This is a genomic window from Sphingomicrobium astaxanthinifaciens (genome assembly GCF_022865105.1).
Classification (GTDB): domain Bacteria; phylum Pseudomonadota; class Alphaproteobacteria; order Sphingomonadales; family Sphingomonadaceae; genus Sphingomicrobium; species Sphingomicrobium astaxanthinifaciens.
This window is the reverse complement of record NZ_JAKNYM010000002.1, coordinates 1457559-1474485: the sequence shown is the minus strand read 5'-3', so window position 1 is coordinate 1474485 and position 16927 is coordinate 1457559. Positions and strand designations below refer to the sequence as shown.

Genomic DNA, 16927 nt, shown 5'->3' with positions numbered 1-16927 from the left:
GGCGTTGGGATCCTCGCCGACATCGCCGCCGAGCGACTTGGACACCGACGACCCGGTCTCGAAATCGATCTGGCCGTTGGCCACCGGACCGATCGCGGGCCCGTCGTCCTCGAACTGGAGCGCGGGACCGAGATCGACGCTGTCGCTGTCGGCGTCATCGTCATTGTCGGTGATCTCGAGCACCGCTTCGAGCTCGCCCGCGGCGATCGCCAGCGGTGCCTGGCTGCCCGCTGACCCGTTCTCGTCGTGGTCGTCGGGATCCTGGTGGTAGAGCGCGCGATACTGGGTCAGCGTGACATCGCCGTCGTCGCTATCGATCGCGACGCGGAAGGCGATCGCGCCGTTCTCGTCGGGCAGCCCGCCCGCGCCGACGCGTCCGACGACATCATCGCCGTCCGCATAGAGGTAGACGAACTGACCCGAGGCGGTGTCCTTGAGCCCCGAGCTCGAGCCGTTGCCGTTGGTCAGCTTGAGCGACCAGACGGCGCTCTTCTCGCCGTCGTTGCCCGCGCTCGCGAGGCTGGTGTCGAACAGCACCGAGCCGAGCACCTTGATCTGCCCGAGCGTGCCGGCGGGTTCGGTCTCGGGTGCGCCATTCTCGCCGATGCTTTCGTCGACGACGACATCGACGTCGTTGAGCGACAGCGCGACGCTCGGCGCGTCGTCCTCGAAGAACAGGATGCCGCCGATGTCGACCCGGACCGACTTGCTGTCGCCTTCGGCATCGGTGGTCGTCAGCCAGGCGTCGAGCTCGCCATTGACCAGCGTCGAGGCCTTGTTGAGCAGCGGATCCGCATCCCACGCCTCGTCGGGATCGTCCTTGTCGGGGTGCCAGACGGCGCGGTGGATATCGAGGATCACCTTGTCGTCGGGGTCGCCCGGGGTGCCGAGCTTGATCTCGACCGTGAAGACGGTGTGCTTGACCAGCCCGATCATGATGTAACCCGCGACCTTGAGCGAGTGGATCTGCTCGAGCATCACGTCCTGCCCGGTGAGGCTGTCCTTGAGCCCCGAATTGCCGGTCCCGAGCGGGTTGAGCGTGAGCGCCCAGCTCGAGGCCCCGGGGCCGTCGGTGCCGAAGTTATCGGGATCGAAATCGAACAGTTCGGTAAGAATCGTGGCCGAGGCGCCGAAGGTGGCGGTTTCGTCCTCGCCGGGGTTCTCGCCGCTGGTCTCATCGACCAGCACGACGCCGCCCTTGAGCGACAGCAGCGGGGCCGGACCGTCGTCCTCGAAGACGATCTTGCTGCCGGCCTCGATGTTGAGCGAGCCCGGATCGTCGAAGCCGATCCCGCCGATGTCGAACTTGCCGGTCTTGCCGAGGATCTCGACATGGTCATGCGCGGGCCCGGACCAACTGATGAGGTCGCCTGCCTTGAGTCCGTCGATCTTCACCGCATCGCCGACCTGGCTCAGCGTGACGCGGCCGCCCGAGACGACGTTGCCGTCCTTGTCCTCGACCACCACGTCGGCCATCGCCAGCGCGACCTGGACCTGGCCGAGCAGCGGCAGCAGCGCCGCGCCGTCGACCGCGTCGCTGGCGTCGGGGACGTTGTAGAGGCTGAGTTCGAGCGCGACCTTGGCATTGCCCTGCGTCTGGCTGATCAGCACCGACCCACCCGTGACATTGTTGAGCGTGCCATATTGCATGTTCTTGGCGAAATCGGCCTCGTTCTGGTCGAGCCCGAGGAACATGCCGTCGTCATAGCCTGCGAGGTAGCGAAGGTCGGGTTCGTTGATGAAGGCGAAGAAGACCGCTTCGCCCGCGTCGACCATCTGGTTGGAGTTGCCGATCGTCGCGTCGATCCCGCCTTGCGAGGTGTTGATGGTGTCCGACTTGTTGGTGTATTTGGTGGTCGCCGGGTTGATCTGGGCGTCGCCGCCGACCACCAGCACGCCCTTGTCGGGGTTGCCGACGATGCCGAACAGGTTTTGCCCCGAGGGCAGGTCGTTGAAGCCGAAGAAGCTGGTCTGCGTCCCCGCCACATAGACGAGTTCGGCGAGGTCGACGGGTTCATCGACCAGCGTGTCGTCGCCATTGTCGATCGCCTCGAACTGGACGATCCAGGCATCGGCGCTCTCATTGTCCGCCGCGGGGTCGAGGTAGATGGCGAAGGCGACGTTGCCCGATTCCGTCACGCCGAGCAAGAGCTGGCTGCCCAGTCCGGCGTCGGTATCGCGGAACAGGTAGATTTTCTCGCCCCCGGCGGTCGTCAGCCCACTGTCGAGATCGCCCGCCGCGGGCACACCGCCATCCCAGGCGTCATATTGGGCTCCGCCCGCGTCGGCCGCGAAGAACAGGTCGGTGATCGTCTCGTTGTCGGCGGCATCGACGGTGACGAAGTCGGCCTGGTAGGCGACGCCATTGGCGGTCGCGAAGACGGTCGACAGCGCATAGTCGCTGAACAAGCGGTCGTAGAGCGCGGCGGCGTTCGCCATCAGCGTGGCGAGCAGCACGTCGTCGTCATTGTTGTCCTCGCCGGCGGCGGGAATGCCCGAGGTCTGCAAGCCCTCGCTTTCGTCGATGACGATGGGATCGAGAATCGGATCGAATTCGGCCATGGCTCGAGCACCTCTGCGATAGGGCGGACGGGACCCCAGCGGCCCCGCTCGCGGGGATTGGACGGGCGCAAGAATACGCGCCCCCCGGGCCTTGGGGCATCGGCGTGCACGGGTAGTCGGCGCGGGCTAGCGCGAGCGGCGTAAGGACGAGACGCCAACGCGCAGGCCCTAGCGGATTTGCCGGAACGGAGGCGAAAGGGTCCCCGCAATCCCCGCTCGCTTCCTGCCGCCGAGGCGCTATGATCGCGGTTCGCCGCAGGCAGGAGAAGGCGCCGTGACCCACATCCTCGAGACGCTTGCGCTCGTCTTCATCTGGTGCCTCGGGCTGGGCGTCGTCGCGATCGCGGTGATGTTCGTGATCGATGTCAGCCAGACGAGCGATGCGGTGCGCCGCAACTATCCGGTGATCGGCCGCTTCCGCCACCTGTTCGGACGGCTCGGCGAATTCTTCCGCCAGTATTTCTTCGCGATGGACCGCGAAGAAATGCCCTTCAACCGCGCCCAGCGCGACTGGGTCAAGCGCGCCGCCGCGGGGCAGGGCAATGTCCGCCCGTTCGGGTCGACCAAGAACCTGCAGCCGGTCGGCACCCCGATCTTCGTCAATGCCGCCTGGCCCACGCTCGGCGAGGACGCGGCCGAGGCCGCGCCGCTCGTGATCGGGCCGGGCGCGCGGCGCCCCTATGCGGCGCCGAGCTTCTTCAACATGAGCTCGATGAGCTACGGCTCGCTGTCCAAGCCCGCGGTGCGCGCGCTCTCGCTCGGCACCGCGCGGGCGGGCTGCTGGATGTCGACCGGGGAGGGGGGGCTGGCCCCCGCGCACCTCGAGGGCGGGGGCGACATCGTGTTCCAGCTCGGCACCGCCAAATATGGCGCGCGCCGGCCCGACGGGCGCCTCGACGAGGACAAGCTGCGGGCGATCGCGGCGCACGACCAGGTGCGGATGATCGAGCTCAAGCTCGCGCAGGGCGCCAAGCCGGGCAAGGGGGGGATCCTGCCCGCCGGCAAGATCACCGCCGAGATCGCCGCCATCCGCGGCATCCCCGAGGACGAGGACAGCATCTCGCCCAACCGCCACCCCGAGATCGCGAACGACGATGAGCTGCTCGACTTCATCGATCGGCTGCGGCGCGTCTCGGGGTTGCCGGTGGGGATCAAGACCGTGCTCGGCGACGACGACTGGCTCGACGGCTTCTTCGCGCGGGTGTGCGAACGCGGCAAGGCCTGCGCGCCCGACTTCATCACCATCGACGGCGGCGATGGCGGCACCGGGGCGGCGCCGATGCCGCTGATGGACAATGTCGGCATGGTGATCCACGAGGCGCTCCCGCTGGCGGTCGACCTGCGCGCGCGTCACGGGCTCGAGGAGCGCATCCGGCTCGTCGTCTCGGGCAAGCTCGTCACCCCGAGCGACACCGCTTGGGCGCTCGCCACGGGGGCCGATTTCGTCAATGCCGCGCGCGGCTTCATGTTCGCGATCGGCTGTATCCAGGCGATGAAGTGCCACACCAACAACTGCCCCACCGGGGTGACGACCCACAAGAAAAGGTTGCAGCGCGGGCTGGTGCCCGAGGACAAGGCCGACAAGGTCGCCAATTTCGTCGGGCAGATGCGCGAGGAAGTGGGGATCATCGCGCATAGCTGCGGGGTGGCGAGTCCGCGCGACCTGCAGCGCTGCCACGTCCGGCTGGTCTGCCCCGACGGGCGCACCCGGCGGATGGACGAGATGCACCCCGACCCGGTGCGGCAGACCTAGCCCGCAAGCCCGTTTCATGGCGCCACGCTTTGCGCTAAACCCTTGAAGATGGACACGCTTGCCGCCCAGAAACAGACCGCCATCGGACTGATCCTCGCCGCGCTGATCATTGGCGGCTGGGCGGGCGGGCATGTCGCCGCGGTCTGGGTGCTGGTGGCGTGGGAGCAGCCGCTCGCGGCGCTCGCGCTGTTCCTCGTCCAGACCTGGCTGTCGGTCGGATTGTTCATCGTCGCGCACGATGCCATGCACGGCTCGCTCGCCCCCGGCCGGGCGCGCCTCAACCGAGCCGTGGGGCGGCTCGCGCTGCGGCTGTTCATGGGCTTCTCCTACGACCGGCTCCATCCCAAGCACCACGCGCATCACGACCATGTCGGCAGCCGCGACGACCCCGACTTCGATGCCGACCATCCGACCGACGGGCTGCGCTGGTACTGGACCTTCATGCGGCGCTACCTCGACCGCTACGTGTTCTGGGTGACTGGGACGATCGTCATCGCCTATGGCGCGATCCTGTACATGGTCGGCGGCTGGGAACGGCTGGTCCATCTCGCCTTCTGGGCGGGGCCCTCGCTCGCCGCCTCGATCCAGCTCTTCTATTTCGGCACCTTCCGCCCGCACCGCCACCGGCACGGCGAGGCCTTCGCCGATCACCACAACAGCCGCTCGAACGACTTCTCGGTCCTCGGCAGCCTGTTGAGTTGCTTCCATTTCGGCTATCATCACGAACATCACCTCCACCCCGGAGCGCCCTGGTGGCGGCTGCCGCGGGTGCGCGCACGGACCCGGGCCTCATGAGCTTTGCCTTCCTTTCCACCTTTCCCGTCTGGCAGGGGCTGCTGATCGCGCTCGGCGTGGTCGTGGCGATGGAAGCCACCGCCTATGCCGTCCACCGCTGGGTCATGCACGGCCCGCTGGGATGGGGCTGGCACGCCTCGCACCATGCCCCGCGCACCGGATTGTTCGAGCGCAACGACCTCTACGCGGTGGTGTTCGCGCTGCTCGCCATCGGGTTGTTCACCGCGGGCGCATTGGGCCCGGTGTGGGCGTGGTACGTCGGGCTCGGCACGACGCTCTACGGGATCCTCTATTTCATCGCCCACGACGGGCTGGTGCACCAGCGCTGGCCGTTCCGGATCGTGCCCAAGTCGGGCTATCTCCAGCGACTCTACCAGGCGCACCGGCTGCACCATGCGGTCGACGGGCGCGACGGCTGCGTGTCCTTCGGCTTCCTCTACGCGCCGCCGGTGCGCGTGCTCAAGGCGCGGCTGCGGCGCCACCATCCGCGCGGGGTGCGCGACCCCGAGGACGTGCCCGAGCTGCGGAGCGGCGGCTGATGCCCCGCGCCGCCCTCGCCGTCGCCGTCCTGCTGCTGCTGGCGGGCTGCGGCGAAGCGGTGGCGAGCGGGGGCGATGAGAAGGTGCCCGCGGCGTGGCTCGTGATCCCCCACGAGGCGGCGCGCGAGACCGCCTATTTCGCGGGCGGCTGCTTCTGGGGGGTCGAGGCGGTGTTCGAGCAGGTCGCGGGGGTGGCCGCCGCGGTCTCGGGCTATGCCGGGGGACGATCGGACCGCGTGACCTACAAGGAGGTCACCGCGGGCGGCACCGGGCACGCCGAGACGGTCCGGGTCGTGTTCGATCCCGCGGTCGTGTCCTATACCGACCTCCTGCGCGTCTATTTCTCGGTGATCGCCGATCCGACCCTGCGCAACCGGCAGGGCCCCGACTTCGGCGCGCATTATCGCACCGCCCTGTTCCCGGTCGACGCGCGGCAGGCGCGGCAGGCGCGCGCCTACCTCGCGCAGCTCGAGCGCGCCGGGGTCTATGACCGCCCGATCGTCACCACGCTCGAGCGTGCCCGGCCCTTCGTCGTCGCCGAGCCCTATCACCAGGATTTCGCGCGCCGGCATCCGCGCCATCCCTATATCGTGCGCCACGACGCCCCCAAGGTCGCCGCTTTCAAGCGGCTCTTTCCCGAGCTCGCGCGCTAGGCCGCCGCGGAACGCCGCGCCAATCGGTCCGAATGGGACCAATCCTTGCGATCTTTTTAAGCGTGCGGCGATTTATTGGCGGCATGGAACGCCCCGGCCCGATCGACGAGCGCGCGTCCACCGTCGCAGCGGTGCACGACGGGTCCGGTCGCGAGCCCATGCGCGACCTCGTGCGGGTCGCCGCCCGCGCCTTCGCGGTGCAGGGCGCCGCCATTGTCGAGAGCTGCGGTCGCAAGGCGCGGGTCTTTGTCGGACACGGCCTGCCCGATGGCGCGCGGCGCGTTCTCGGGCGGCTGCTCCATCACGCGATCGCGACCGGCCGCACCCTCGTGGTGCCCGACATCACCGCCTGTCCCGAGCGGATCGGCGACCCGCTCGGGGGCGGGCCGGCGCCCTTCCGCTTCTTCGCCGCGGCGCCGATCCTCGCCGCCAACGGGGAACCGGTCGCCGCGCTGTGCCTGCTCGACCCCGAACCGCGCGCGGCCGACGAAGCCGACCTGCGCCGCGACCTCAAGATCCACGCCCGGCTCGCGGCGATGCTGCTCGAGGACCACGTCAGCGGCGGGGACGGGGTCGCCGAGCAGGTGATCAGGGCGACCTCCGACGCGATCATCGCCGCCGACGAGCAGGGGCGCATCATCGAGTGAAACCCGGCGGCGGAGGCGATGTTCGGCTATGCCGCCGAGGAAGCGATCGGCCGCAACGTCTCGCTGATCATTCCCGATCGATTTCGCGAGGCGCATTGCAAGGGGCTCGAGCGGATGCGGGCGGGCGCGCCCTCGCACATTGTCGGCGGCGACCCGGTCGAACTCGAGGCGATCGACAAGGAGGGACGGGAATTCCCGATCGAGCTGTCGCTGGCGCGGTGGCAGCGCCACGATTCGCGCGACGGCTTTGCCGCGATCATCCGCAACATCGCCGCGCGCAAGGCGCTCGAGGCGGAGTGCGCGAGCACGCGCGCCTTCCTCAACTCGGTGATCTCGAACCTGCCGGTGGCGCTGTTCGTGAAGGACGTCGCCTCGCGCCGCTACGTCCTCGCCAACCAGAAGGCCGAGGACCTGCTCGGGGGCAAGCGCCCGCTCACGGGGCTGCGCGACCGCGACCTCCATCCGGGGGTCGGGCCGGTGCTCGAGGCGCGCGACCTCGAGACCATCTCGACCCGCCGGCCGACGGTCAACGAACGGGATATCCTCCAGCCCAACGGCGAGCGGCAGCACCTCAAGATCACCCGCGTGCTCACCGAGGCGCCCGACGGCGAGGGGCGGCTGATCCTCGGCATTGCCGAGAACCTGACCGACATCCGCCGCACCGAGGCCGAGAATTATCGCCTGGCGCGGTTCGACAGCCTCACCGGGCTGCTCAACCGCAAGAGCCTGGCCGAGGTCCTCGAGGGGCTGACCGCGGGGCAGGACAGCTATGCCCTGCTCTATATCGATCTCGACCGGTTCAAGGCGGTCAACGACAAATATGGCCACCAGGCGGGCGACCGCGTGCTCGAGGAGGTGGGGGCGCGGATGCGCGAGGAGATGGGCGAGAACGACTGCGTCGCGCGGATTGGCGGCGACGAATTCATCGCGGTCCTGACCGGGCACGACCTGCGCTTTCGCTGCGACCGGCTCGCGGCCGCGCTGATCAAGGCGATCGCCGAGCCGATCGACGTCGGCCGCATCAGCGTCACCATCGGCGCCTCGATCGGCTCGGCGATCTTCCCCGACGACGGGCTCGATTCCAACCGGATCCGCGAGAATGCCGATCTCGCGCTCTATCGCGCCAAGCAGGAGGGGCGCAATCGCTACTGCGCGTTCAACCTCGCGATGGACACCGCGGCCAAGGAGAAGGTCGAGCTCGAGGCCGATTTCCAGGCCGCGCTCAAGCACGATGGCGTGACGCTTAACTACCAGCCGATCGTGTCGGCGGCCACGCAGGAGATCGTCAGCGTCGAAGCGCTCGCGCGCTGGGTGCACCCGACGCGCGGGCGCATCGCCCCCGACACCTTCATCCCGATCGCCGAGGAAGCGGGGCTGATCGAGGAACTCGGCCGCCGGGTGCTCGAACGCGCCTGCGCCGATGCGCGGGGGTGGGACCCGGGAATCGCGGTCAGCGTCAACATCTCGCCGCACCAGTTCGAATCCGAAACGATCGTGCCCTTCGTCAAGCAGGCGCTCGAGCGGACCGGGCTGCCCCCGCACCGACTCCACCTCGAGGTCACCGAACGGGTGGTGATCAAGAATGTCGAATGCGTCTTCAAGCAGCTCGCCGAATTGCGCGCGCTGGGGGTCAGCATCCTGATCGACGATTTCGGGGTGGGGCATTCCTCGCTGTGCTATTTCAACGATTTCCCCTTCGACAAGGTCAAGATCGACAAGACCTTCATCTTCGAGCTCGACCGCTCGCGCGCGGCGCGCGCGATCATCGAGGCGGTCACCACGCTCAGCCGCAACCTGTCGATCGGGGTCGTCGCCGAGGGGGTCGAGACGCTCGAGCAGCAGGCGCTGCTGACCAAGCTGGGGTGCACCCACCTGCAGGGCCACCTGTTCTCGCGCGCGGTGCCCGCCGAGGAGATCAAGCGGATGCAGCGGCTCGCGCCGGGCAGCGCCGCGCTGCCGGCCTGAGGCCCGCGCCGACCGGAGCGGCAGGGGGCAGGGCGCGAGGAGAAGGGGCCGGCACTCGAACCGGTCGGGAGACGATGGCGGAGAGGGTGGGATTCGAACCCACGGTGAGCTTGCGCCCACGCCGGTTTTCAAGACCGGAGCATTCGACCACTCTGCCACCTCTCCGCGCGCGTCGATGGACCGGTCGTCGTCCACCCGCAATTCAGCTTTGCCTCGCTATGGCGAAAGGCCGGGGCGTGCAAGGCTCGCGATGAACGCGGCTGTTTTTCGCCGTCGCGAAGGATAAGGATGCGGGCATGAGCGTAGCCTGTTTGATGCGTATGACTTTGATCGCCGCGAGCGCGTTTGCCGCCGCGCTGCCCGCCTGCGGCCAGGAGCGCGACCCGCTGGCCCCGCTCCCCGAGGGCGCGGCCCGCGCCGCCGAGGCCGTGCCCGCGATCCCCGCGACGCCCTCCGGGGCGCTGAGCTGGGAGGCCTACAAGCGCCACCTCGCCGCGCGCAGCCTCGCCGAGGGGGTGAGCCGACGCACCGTCGACGCGGTGCTGCCCGGGCTCGAGATCAACCGCCGCTCGATCGAGCTCGATCGCGCGCAGCCGGGCGGGGCGCCGGGCTCGACCGTCATCCCGCCCTACGCCCCCTACCAGCGCCGCCACGTCACCCGCGACATCATCGAGCGCGGCAAGGCCGAGGTGCGCCAGCACTGGGACACGCTGTGGCGGCTCCAGGAGCAATATGGCGTCGACAAGGACATCCTCGTCGCCATCTACGGCAAGGAGACGAGCTACGGGCGGATCACCGGCAATTTCGACCTGTTCGAGGCGCTCGGCACGCTGGCGTGGGAGGGCCGCCGCCGCGAGCTGTTCGAGGGCGAGTTCGTCGCCGCGATGAAGCTGATGGACAAGGGCTATACGCGCGACCATCTCACCGGCAGCTGGGCCGGCGCGGCGGGCAAGACCCAGTTCATGCCCTCCAACATCCTCAGCCTCGCGCGCGACGGCGACGGCGATGGCTGGGCCGACATCTGGGGCTCCGAGCCCGACGCCTATGCCTCGATCGCCAACTATCTCGCCACCAAAGGGTGGGAGCGCGGGATCGACTGGGGGATCGCGGTCGAGGTGCCCGCCTCGCTCGACCGCGAGGCGATCCGCCGCCTGACCCCGCCCGAGCGCTGCCCCGCCGTGTTCAACCGGCACAGCCGCTGGAAGACGATGGCCGAATGGCGCGCGCTCGGGGTGACCCCGGTGACGACGAGCTTTTCCGACGGGGTGATGCTCAAGCTGTTCGAGCCCGACGGGCCGGGCAACACCGCCTACCTGCTGACCCGCAATTATGACGCGATCCTCGATTATAATTGCTCCAATTTCTACGCGCTCACGATCGGCCTCGTCGCCGACGCGATCGAGCGTTAGTCCTTGAGGGCGGGGGCCTGCCCGTCCTAAGACGGGTCACCACCGATGGTTCCTCTTATTCGCGAAGGTCCGCTGCCCATGCGTCTTTCCCTCCTGCCGATCGCCCTCCTGCCCGCCGCCGCGCTCGCCTCGCCCAGCTTCGACGGGGCCGCGCCGATCGCCTATCTGATCGACCTGTCGTCGGGGCAGGTGCTCTACGAAAAGGATGCCGACCGGCAGATCCCGCCCGCCTCGATGGCCAAGATGATGACGACCCATGTCGCCTTCGAGCTGATCGACGCGGGCAAGCTCGACGAGGACAAGATGTGCAGGGTGCGCCCTGAGACGTGGCGCGAATGGTCGGGGCCGCAGGCAGGCTCGACCATGTTCCTCTCGCCGGGCGAGGAGGTCAGCGTCGAGAACCTGCTCTACGGGGTGGTCACCGTGTCGGGCAACGATGCCACGATGGTGCTCGCCGAATGCATCTCGGGCACGGTCGAGGCCTTCGTCGACCGGATGAACGCGGCGGGCGATGCGCTCGGGCTCGAGGACAGCCGCTTCGGCAACCCGGTGGGGTGGCCCGACGAGGGCGCCACGCTGGTCACCGCGCGCGACCTCGCCACGCTCGCGCGCTCGACCATCGAGGACCATCCCGACCTCTATCGCAAATATTACGGCAAGCCCGACTTCACCTGGGGCGAGACGCAGGGCGGACAGCCGATCACCCAGCCCAACCGCAACCCGCTGTTCGGCAAGGTGCCGGGGGCCGACGGGCTCAAGACCGGGCATACCGAGGAAGCGGGCTACGGCTTCACCGGGTCGGCCGAGCGCGACGGACGCCGGCTGATCATGGTGATCGCGGGGCTCGACAGCTATGGCGCGCGCGTGTCCGAGAGCGTCGCGCTGATGGAATGGGGCTTCAACGCGTGGGATACCATGCCGCTGTTCGCCGAGGGTGCCGAAGTGGCGCGCGCGCGGGTCCAGCTGGGCAGCGCCGACAGCGTCGCGCTGGTCGCGCCGCGCGACCTTGCCGCCAGTTTTCCCGCCGGGCTCGCCGCCGATCCGAGTGCCAAGGTCCGCTACGCCGGGCCGCTCAAGGCGCCGATCGCCAAGGGCGAGAAGGTCGCCGAACTGGTCGTGACCGTCGACGGCGAGCAAGCGGTGCTGCCGTTGGTCGCGGGTGCCGATGTCGAGGAAGCGGGTTTCTTCCGCCGCGCGCTGATCGGGCTCAAGCAGCTCTTCGGCATGGCCTGATCGGACCATGGCAAGGGGGCGGTTCATCAGTCTCGAGGGCGGCGAGGGGGTCGGCAAGTCGACCCAGCTCGCCGCGCTGGCGCAGGCGCTCGAGGGGCGCGGGCTCGAAGTCGTGGTGACCCGCGAGCCGGGGGGCAGCCCCGGCGCGGAGGCGATCCGCACGCTCCTGCTCGAGGGCGAGGACGGACGCTGGACGCCGCGCGCCGAAGCCCTGCTGTTCGCCGCTGCGCGCGCCGACCATATCGCCAAGACGATCCGCCCCGCGCTGGCCGAGGGCAAGTGGGTGCTGTCGGATCGCTTCCTCGACAGCTCGCTTGCCTACCAGGGCGAGGCGGGCGGGTTGGGGTTCGAGGCGATCCGCGACCTGCATCGCTTCGGCTCGGAGGATTTCCTGCCCGACCGCACGCTGGTGCTGCGGCTCGAGGGCGGGGAAGGGGCGCGCCGCGCCGCCAGCCGCGACACCGGGGGCGCCGATCGTATCGGCGGGCGCCCGCCCTCCTACCATGCGCTGGTCGATGCGGGTTTTGCCAAAAGCGCCGCGGCCGACCCCGAGCGGGTGCGCCTGGTCGACGCGGACGGCAGTGCCGCGACGGTGACCGCGCGGCTGCTCTATGCGCTCGGGGACCTATTGCCATGATCATCGGGCAGGACCAGGCGGTCGGGCGGTTCCTTGCTGCTTGGCGTTCGGGCACCCCGCACCATGCCTGGCTGCTGGCCGGTCCCAAGGGGGTGGGCAAGGCGAGCTTTGCGCAGGCGGCGGCGCTGCGCGTGCTGGCCGAGGCGGCGGGGCCGATGCCGGCGGGCAACGGGCTCGACGTCGACCCCGACCATCCCACCGCACGGCTGATCGACGCCGGCTCGCACCCCGACTTTCGCCGCCTCGAGCGCGGGATGAACAAGTCGGGGACCGCGCTGGCGCGCAACATCTCGGTCGCGCAGGTGCGCGAGCTGGGCGGGCTGTTCGCGGTCACCCCGTCGATGAGCGACTGGCGCGTCATCGTCATCGACAGCGCCGACGACCTCGAGGCGAGCGCGGCCAATGCGCTACTCAAGATGCTCGAGGAGCCGCCCGCCAACACCCTGTTCTTCCTCGTCGCGCACGCGCCGGGGCGGCTGTTGCCGACGATCCGCTCGCGCTGCCGCCGTCTCGATTTCGCGACGCTTGCGCCGGACGATGTCGCGCGCGTGATCGAGCAGGTGCGGCCGGCCACCGAGGCGCGCGAGCGAGAGCGGCTCGCCGCGCTGGCGGGCGGGTCGGCGGGCCGCGCGCTGGCGATCGCCGAGCACGACCTCACCCCGCTCGCGGAGGCGGCGACGCAGCTGATGCGCGAAGGCGATCCCACCAACGCGCGCCGCGCCGCGCTCGCCAAGAGCCTGTCGAGCAAGGCGGCGGCGGAGCGCTACGCGATCTTCCTCGCGATGCTGCCGGGGATCGTGGCGCAGGAGGCGCGGGGGGCGACGGGGTCGCGCCGCGCCGCGCTGCTCGACGCCTATGCCGAGGCACGGCGCACCGCGCAGCTCGCGCCGCGGCTGTCGAGCGACCCCGCCTCGACCGTCTATGTCCTGACGGGCCATCTTGCGGCGGCGGCACGGCAAGGCTAGTCGCCGGGGCATGTCCACGCCCTATTATCTCTCGACCGCCATCTCCTATCCCAACGGCGCGCCGCATGTCGGCCACGCCTATGAGGCGATCGCCGCCGATGTCATGGCGCGGTTCCAGCGCGCACGCGGCCGCGACGTCTATTTCCAGACGGGCACCGACGAGCATGGGCTCAAGATGGCGCAGACGGCGCGCGAGCAGGGGCTGACGCCCGCCGAGCTGGGCGCCAAGATGTCGGCGATCTTCAAGGCGATGTGCGACGATCTTGCGATCAGTTACGACCGCTTCATCCGGACCACCGACGCGGACCATCACCGCGCCGCGCAGGCGCTGTGGAAGCAGCTCGAGGCGCGCGGCGACCTCTATCTCGGGCGCTACGAGGGCTGGTATTCGGTGCGCGACGAGGCCTTCTACGACGAGAAGGAGCTGCGCGTCGGCGAGGACGGGCAGAAATTGAGCCCCGAGGGCACGCCGGTCGAATGGCAGGTCGAGGAAACCTGGTTCTTCAAGCTGTCGGCCTACCAGCAGCCGCTGCTCGACCATATCGCCGCCAACCCCGACTTCATCCAGCCCGACAGCCGCCGCAACGAGGTAGTGAGCTTCATCAAGGGCGGGCTGCGCGACCTGTCGGTCAGCCGCACCAGTTTCGACTGGGGGGTGCCGGTGCCGGGCAGCGAGAACCATGTGATGTACGTCTGGCTCGACGCGTTGACCAATTACATCACCGGTGTCGGTTATCCCGACGGGGGCGAGGCCTGGGACAAATATTGGCCCGCCGATTGCCACCTGATCGGCAAGGACATCATCCGTTTCCACGCGGTCTACTGGCCGGCGTTCCTAATGAGCGCCGGGGTGGCCTTGCCCAAACAGGTGTTCGCGCACGGCTTCCTGCTCGGCGAGGGCGGGGTGAAGATGTCGAAGAGCCTCGGCAATGTCGTCGACCCGATGGCGATGGCGCGACGTCATGGCGTCGATTCGCTGCGCTACTACCTGCTCCGCGAGGTCAGCTTCGGGCAGGACGGGAGCGTGGGCGAGGAAAGCCTCGTCACCCGCGTCAACGCCGAACTGGCCAACAGCTTCGGCAACCTGGCGCAGCGCACGCTGTCGATGATCCACAAGAACCTCGACGGGGTGATCCCGCCCGCGGGCAGCGAGGCGGCCGACCTGGCGCTGCTCGAGAAGGTGCGCCGCGCCTGCGAGGAGCAACTGCCCGCCGCGTTCGGCGAATGGGCGTTCGAGAAGGGGATCGAGGCGTGGTTGCAGGCGGTCTACGCCGGCAATGCCTATGTCGACGAGATGGCGCCGTGGGCGCTGCGCAAGACCGATCCCAAGCGCATGGCGGCGGTGCTGGGCACGCTCGCGGCGGCGCTTCGTCCGCTCGCCACCGCCATCCTGCCGGTGGTGCCGACGGGCGCCAAGGCGGTGCTCGACCAGCTCGCCGCGGGCGAGGGGGGCGCGCCGATCGCCAAGCCGACCCCGGCCTTCCCGCGCCTCGAGATGAAGACGGAGGACGCATGAGCCTGATCGACAGCCACTGCCACCTCAATTACGAGGGGCTGGTCGAGCGGCAGGACGAGGTGCTCGACGCGGCGCGCGCGCGCGGCGTCACCGGCATGCTCAACATCTCGACCCGCCAGCGAGAGTGGGACGCGATCGTCGCCACCGCCGAGCGCCACGACGACGTGTGGGCGACCATCGGCGTGCATCCGCACGAGGCCGACGCGCATCCCGACCTCGGGGTCGAGGCGCTGGTCGCGGCGGCGGCGCATCCCAAGGTCGTCGCGATCGGCGAATGCGGGCTCGACTATTATTACGACAAGTCCGACCGCGGCGCGCAGAAGGCCCGGTTCGAGGCGCATATCGAGGCGGCGCGGCAGACCGGGCTGCCGCTGGTGGTGCATACCCGCGATGCCGAGGAGGATACCGCCGAGATCCTGTCGCGCGAGGTGGCGCGGGGCGGGGTGAGGGGCGTGCTCCACTGCTTCACCAGCTCGCAGTGGCTCGCCGACCGGGCGCTCGAGTTCGGCTTCTACATCTCGCTGTCGGGCATCGTCACCTTCAAGAACGCCAAGGAGCTGCAGGCCACCGCCAAGACGCTGCCTGCCGAGCGGATGCTGGTCGAGACCGACAGCCCGTTCCTCGCGCCGGTGCCGCATCGCGGCAAGACCTGCGAGCCCGCCTTCGTCGCCGATACCGCCGCCTTCGTGGCCGAGCTGCGCGGCGAGGCGGTCGCGACGCTGCACGCGCAGACGAGCGCCAACTTCTTCCGATTGTTCGACAAAGCCGCGGCGTGAAGATCCGCGTCCTCGGCTGCGGGACCTCGGGCGGGGTGCCCCATGTCGACGGCAACTGGGGGGCGTGCGATCCCGCCAACGCGAAGAACCGCCGTCGCCGCTCCTCGATCCTGGTCGAGGCGGGCGAGGGGCGGCTGCTCGTCGACTGCGGCCCCGATTGCCGCGAGCAATTGCTCGATGCCGGGGTGCGCGGGCTCGACGCGTGCATCGTCACCCACGACCATGCCGACCATTGCCACGGGATCGACGACCTGCGCGGGCTGGTGCGCCGCTCGGGGCGGCGGCTGCCGCTGTGGGCGCGGGCGCACACGCTCGACCAGCTCGAGCGGCGTTTCGCCTATGCCTTCGCGGGCTATGAAAATTATTCGCCGCTGTTCGAGCCGGTCGCGCTCGATAGCGAGCGCGCATGGCAGGGCGGGCGCTTTCGCTTCGTCGACCAGCCACATGGCAGTATTAACAGCCTCGGCTTGCGGTTCGATCGCGATGGAAAGAGTCTGGCCTATGCGATTGATTTTCACGAGCTTACCAGCGAAATGGCAACACTTTACGCGGGCGTCGATGTCTGGATCTGCGACTGTCTCGGGTTGAAACCGCACCCGACCCACGCGCATCTCGATGCCGTCCTGCGCTGGGCGAAAGAGCTCGGAGTCGGGCAATTATGGCTCACGCATCTCGACATCGTGATGGATCATGCCCAACTTAGTTCCATGCTGCCCGATTGGGCGGCGCCCTGTCATGACGGACTGGAACTGACCCTGTGAGCCTGGAAGCGAGCCTGTGACCAACGACTGGATGCTCGGCGGCGTCTATATCATGCTCGCGCTCGCGATCGTGGTGTCGGCGCTGCTGACCCGCCGCGAGCCGGTGGCGCGGCTCGCCAAGATGGCGCTGGCGTGGGTCGCGATCTTCGGCGCGGGCTTCGTCATCTTCACCTTTCGCGACGACCTCGGGATGGTCGGCGACCGGCTGCGCTCCGAAGTCACCGGCGAACCGATCACCGCGGCGGGCGAGATCCGCGTGCCGATGGCGATCGACGGCCATTTCTGGGTCGAGGTCGAGGTCAACGGGATGCCGGTCAACTTCCTCGTCGATTCGGGCGCGACGATGACCACGCTGGCGCGCCCGACCGCCGAGGCCGCCGGGGTCGCGATCAATCCGCGCCGCGACCAGATGGTGCGCACCGGCAATGGCGTGGTGCGCGTCTCGCGCGGGCGCGCCGACAGCCTCTCGCTCGGACCGATCGAGCGGCGCGACATGGCGGTGCACGTCACCGACCAGGTCGACCTCAACGTGATCGGAATGAACTTCCTGTCGACGCTCGACCGGTGGGGCGTCGAGGGACGCTGGCTGGTGCTCGAACCCTGAGCCGGACGCCGCCGCCAAGCGGCGGGCGCGCGTGACGCTGGGTCGGGGTTGGCGCTGAATGCCACGGGCACGAGACCTCTGTCACTTTACATAATATATATTATCAGACTTG

General features: G+C 69.1%; 15 protein-coding genes, 1 tRNA gene and 1 pseudogene. 15 read left to right on the top strand and 2 right to left on the bottom strand.

Going from position 1 to position 16927, the window contains the following annotated elements; genetic code table 11:
* Positions 1–2562: DUF5801 repeats-in-toxin domain-containing protein (locus L8951_RS11430; RefSeq protein ID WP_244383179.1), on the bottom strand; the 2562-nt coding region annotated here is incomplete at its 3' end.
* Between the two features lie 274 nt (positions 2563–2836).
* On the opposite strand from L8951_RS11430, the gene L8951_RS11425 reads away from it, so the two are divergent.
* The 7 genes and pseudogenes from L8951_RS11425 (at position 2837) to L8951_RS11565 (ending at position 8914) form a co-directional block, all read left to right on the top strand.
* A complete protein-coding gene (locus tag L8951_RS11425) occupies positions 2837–4315 on the top strand; it encodes an FMN-binding glutamate synthase family protein (protein WP_244383178.1) in 1479 nt (492 codons plus the stop codon).
* 48 nt (positions 4316–4363) lie between these two features.
* Positions 4364–5110 carry a fatty acid desaturase gene (locus tag L8951_RS11420; protein WP_244383177.1) on the top strand — a complete coding sequence of 249 codons (747 nt, stop codon included), beginning with the start codon at positions 4364–4366 and terminating at the stop codon, positions 5108–5110.
* Positions 5107–5649 carry a sterol desaturase family protein gene (locus L8951_RS11415; RefSeq protein WP_244383176.1) on the top strand — a complete coding sequence of 181 codons (543 nt, stop codon included), beginning with the start codon at positions 5107–5109 and terminating at the stop codon, positions 5647–5649. Before L8951_RS11420 ends, L8951_RS11415 begins: the two co-directional genes overlap by 4 nt.
* A complete protein-coding gene (gene msrA, locus L8951_RS11410; RefSeq protein WP_244383175.1) occupies positions 5649–6302 on the top strand; it encodes a peptide-methionine (S)-S-oxide reductase MsrA in 654 nt (217 codons plus the stop codon). Before L8951_RS11415 ends, msrA begins: the two co-directional genes overlap by 1 nt.
* Before the next feature lie 83 nt (positions 6303–6385).
* Complete coding sequence (locus L8951_RS11405) at positions 6386–6949, top strand: GAF domain-containing protein (protein WP_244383174.1); 564 nt, start codon at positions 6386–6388, stop codon at positions 6947–6949.
* Between the two features lie 12 nt (positions 6950–6961).
* A pseudogene (locus L8951_RS11570) lies at positions 6962–8089 on the top strand (diguanylate cyclase domain-containing protein); the annotation flags it as partial.
* 27 nt (positions 8090–8116) lie between these two features.
* A complete protein-coding gene (locus L8951_RS11565; RefSeq protein WP_265535991.1) occupies positions 8117–8914 on the top strand; it encodes a putative bifunctional diguanylate cyclase/phosphodiesterase in 798 nt (265 codons plus the stop codon).
* 75 nt (positions 8915–8989) lie between these two features.
* Here L8951_RS11565 and L8951_RS11395 read toward each other — a convergent pair.
* Positions 8990–9079: transfer RNA gene (locus tag L8951_RS11395), tRNA-Ser, on the bottom strand.
* Positions 9080–9228: 149 nt separating this feature from the next.
* On the opposite strand from L8951_RS11395, the gene L8951_RS11390 reads away from it, so the two are divergent.
* The 8 genes from L8951_RS11390 (at position 9229) to L8951_RS11355 (ending at position 16815) form a co-directional block, all read left to right on the top strand.
* Complete coding sequence (locus L8951_RS11390; RefSeq protein WP_244383172.1) at positions 9229–10323, top strand: lytic murein transglycosylase; 1095 nt, start codon at positions 9229–9231, stop codon at positions 10321–10323.
* A 78-nt stretch (positions 10324–10401) separates the two neighbouring features.
* On the top strand, positions 10402–11556 hold the full coding sequence (locus tag L8951_RS11385; RefSeq protein ID WP_244383171.1) for a D-alanyl-D-alanine carboxypeptidase family protein: 1155 nt from the start codon (positions 10402–10404) through the stop codon (positions 11554–11556).
* A 7-nt stretch (positions 11557–11563) separates the two neighbouring features.
* Positions 11564–12193 (top strand): dTMP kinase, encoded by a 630-nt coding sequence (tmk, locus tag L8951_RS11380; protein ID WP_244383170.1) that lies wholly within the window; start codon positions 11564–11566, stop codon positions 12191–12193.
* On the top strand, positions 12190–13158 hold the full coding sequence (locus tag L8951_RS11375) for a DNA polymerase III subunit delta' (protein WP_244383169.1): 969 nt from the start codon (positions 12190–12192) through the stop codon (positions 13156–13158). The genes tmk and L8951_RS11375 overlap by 4 nt, the downstream gene beginning before the upstream one ends.
* Positions 13159–13168: 10 nt before the next feature.
* On the top strand, positions 13169–14674 hold the full coding sequence (gene metG, locus L8951_RS11370) for a methionine--tRNA ligase (protein ID WP_244383168.1): 1506 nt from the start codon (positions 13169–13171) through the stop codon (positions 14672–14674).
* The gene (locus L8951_RS11365; RefSeq protein WP_244383167.1) at positions 14671–15450 is read left to right on the top strand and encodes a TatD family hydrolase; all 780 of its coding nucleotides are present in this window, start codon (positions 14671–14673) and stop codon (positions 15448–15450) included. Before metG ends, L8951_RS11365 begins: the two co-directional genes overlap by 4 nt.
* A complete protein-coding gene (locus L8951_RS11360; RefSeq protein ID WP_244383166.1) occupies positions 15447–16211 on the top strand; it encodes an MBL fold metallo-hydrolase in 765 nt (254 codons plus the stop codon). Before L8951_RS11365 ends, L8951_RS11360 begins: the two co-directional genes overlap by 4 nt.
* A gap of 16 nt (positions 16212–16227) precedes the next feature.
* Positions 16228–16815 carry a retropepsin-like aspartic protease family protein gene (locus tag L8951_RS11355; RefSeq protein WP_244383165.1) on the top strand — a complete coding sequence of 196 codons (588 nt, stop codon included), beginning with the start codon at positions 16228–16230 and terminating at the stop codon, positions 16813–16815.
* Positions 16816–16927: the final 112 nt, after the last annotated feature.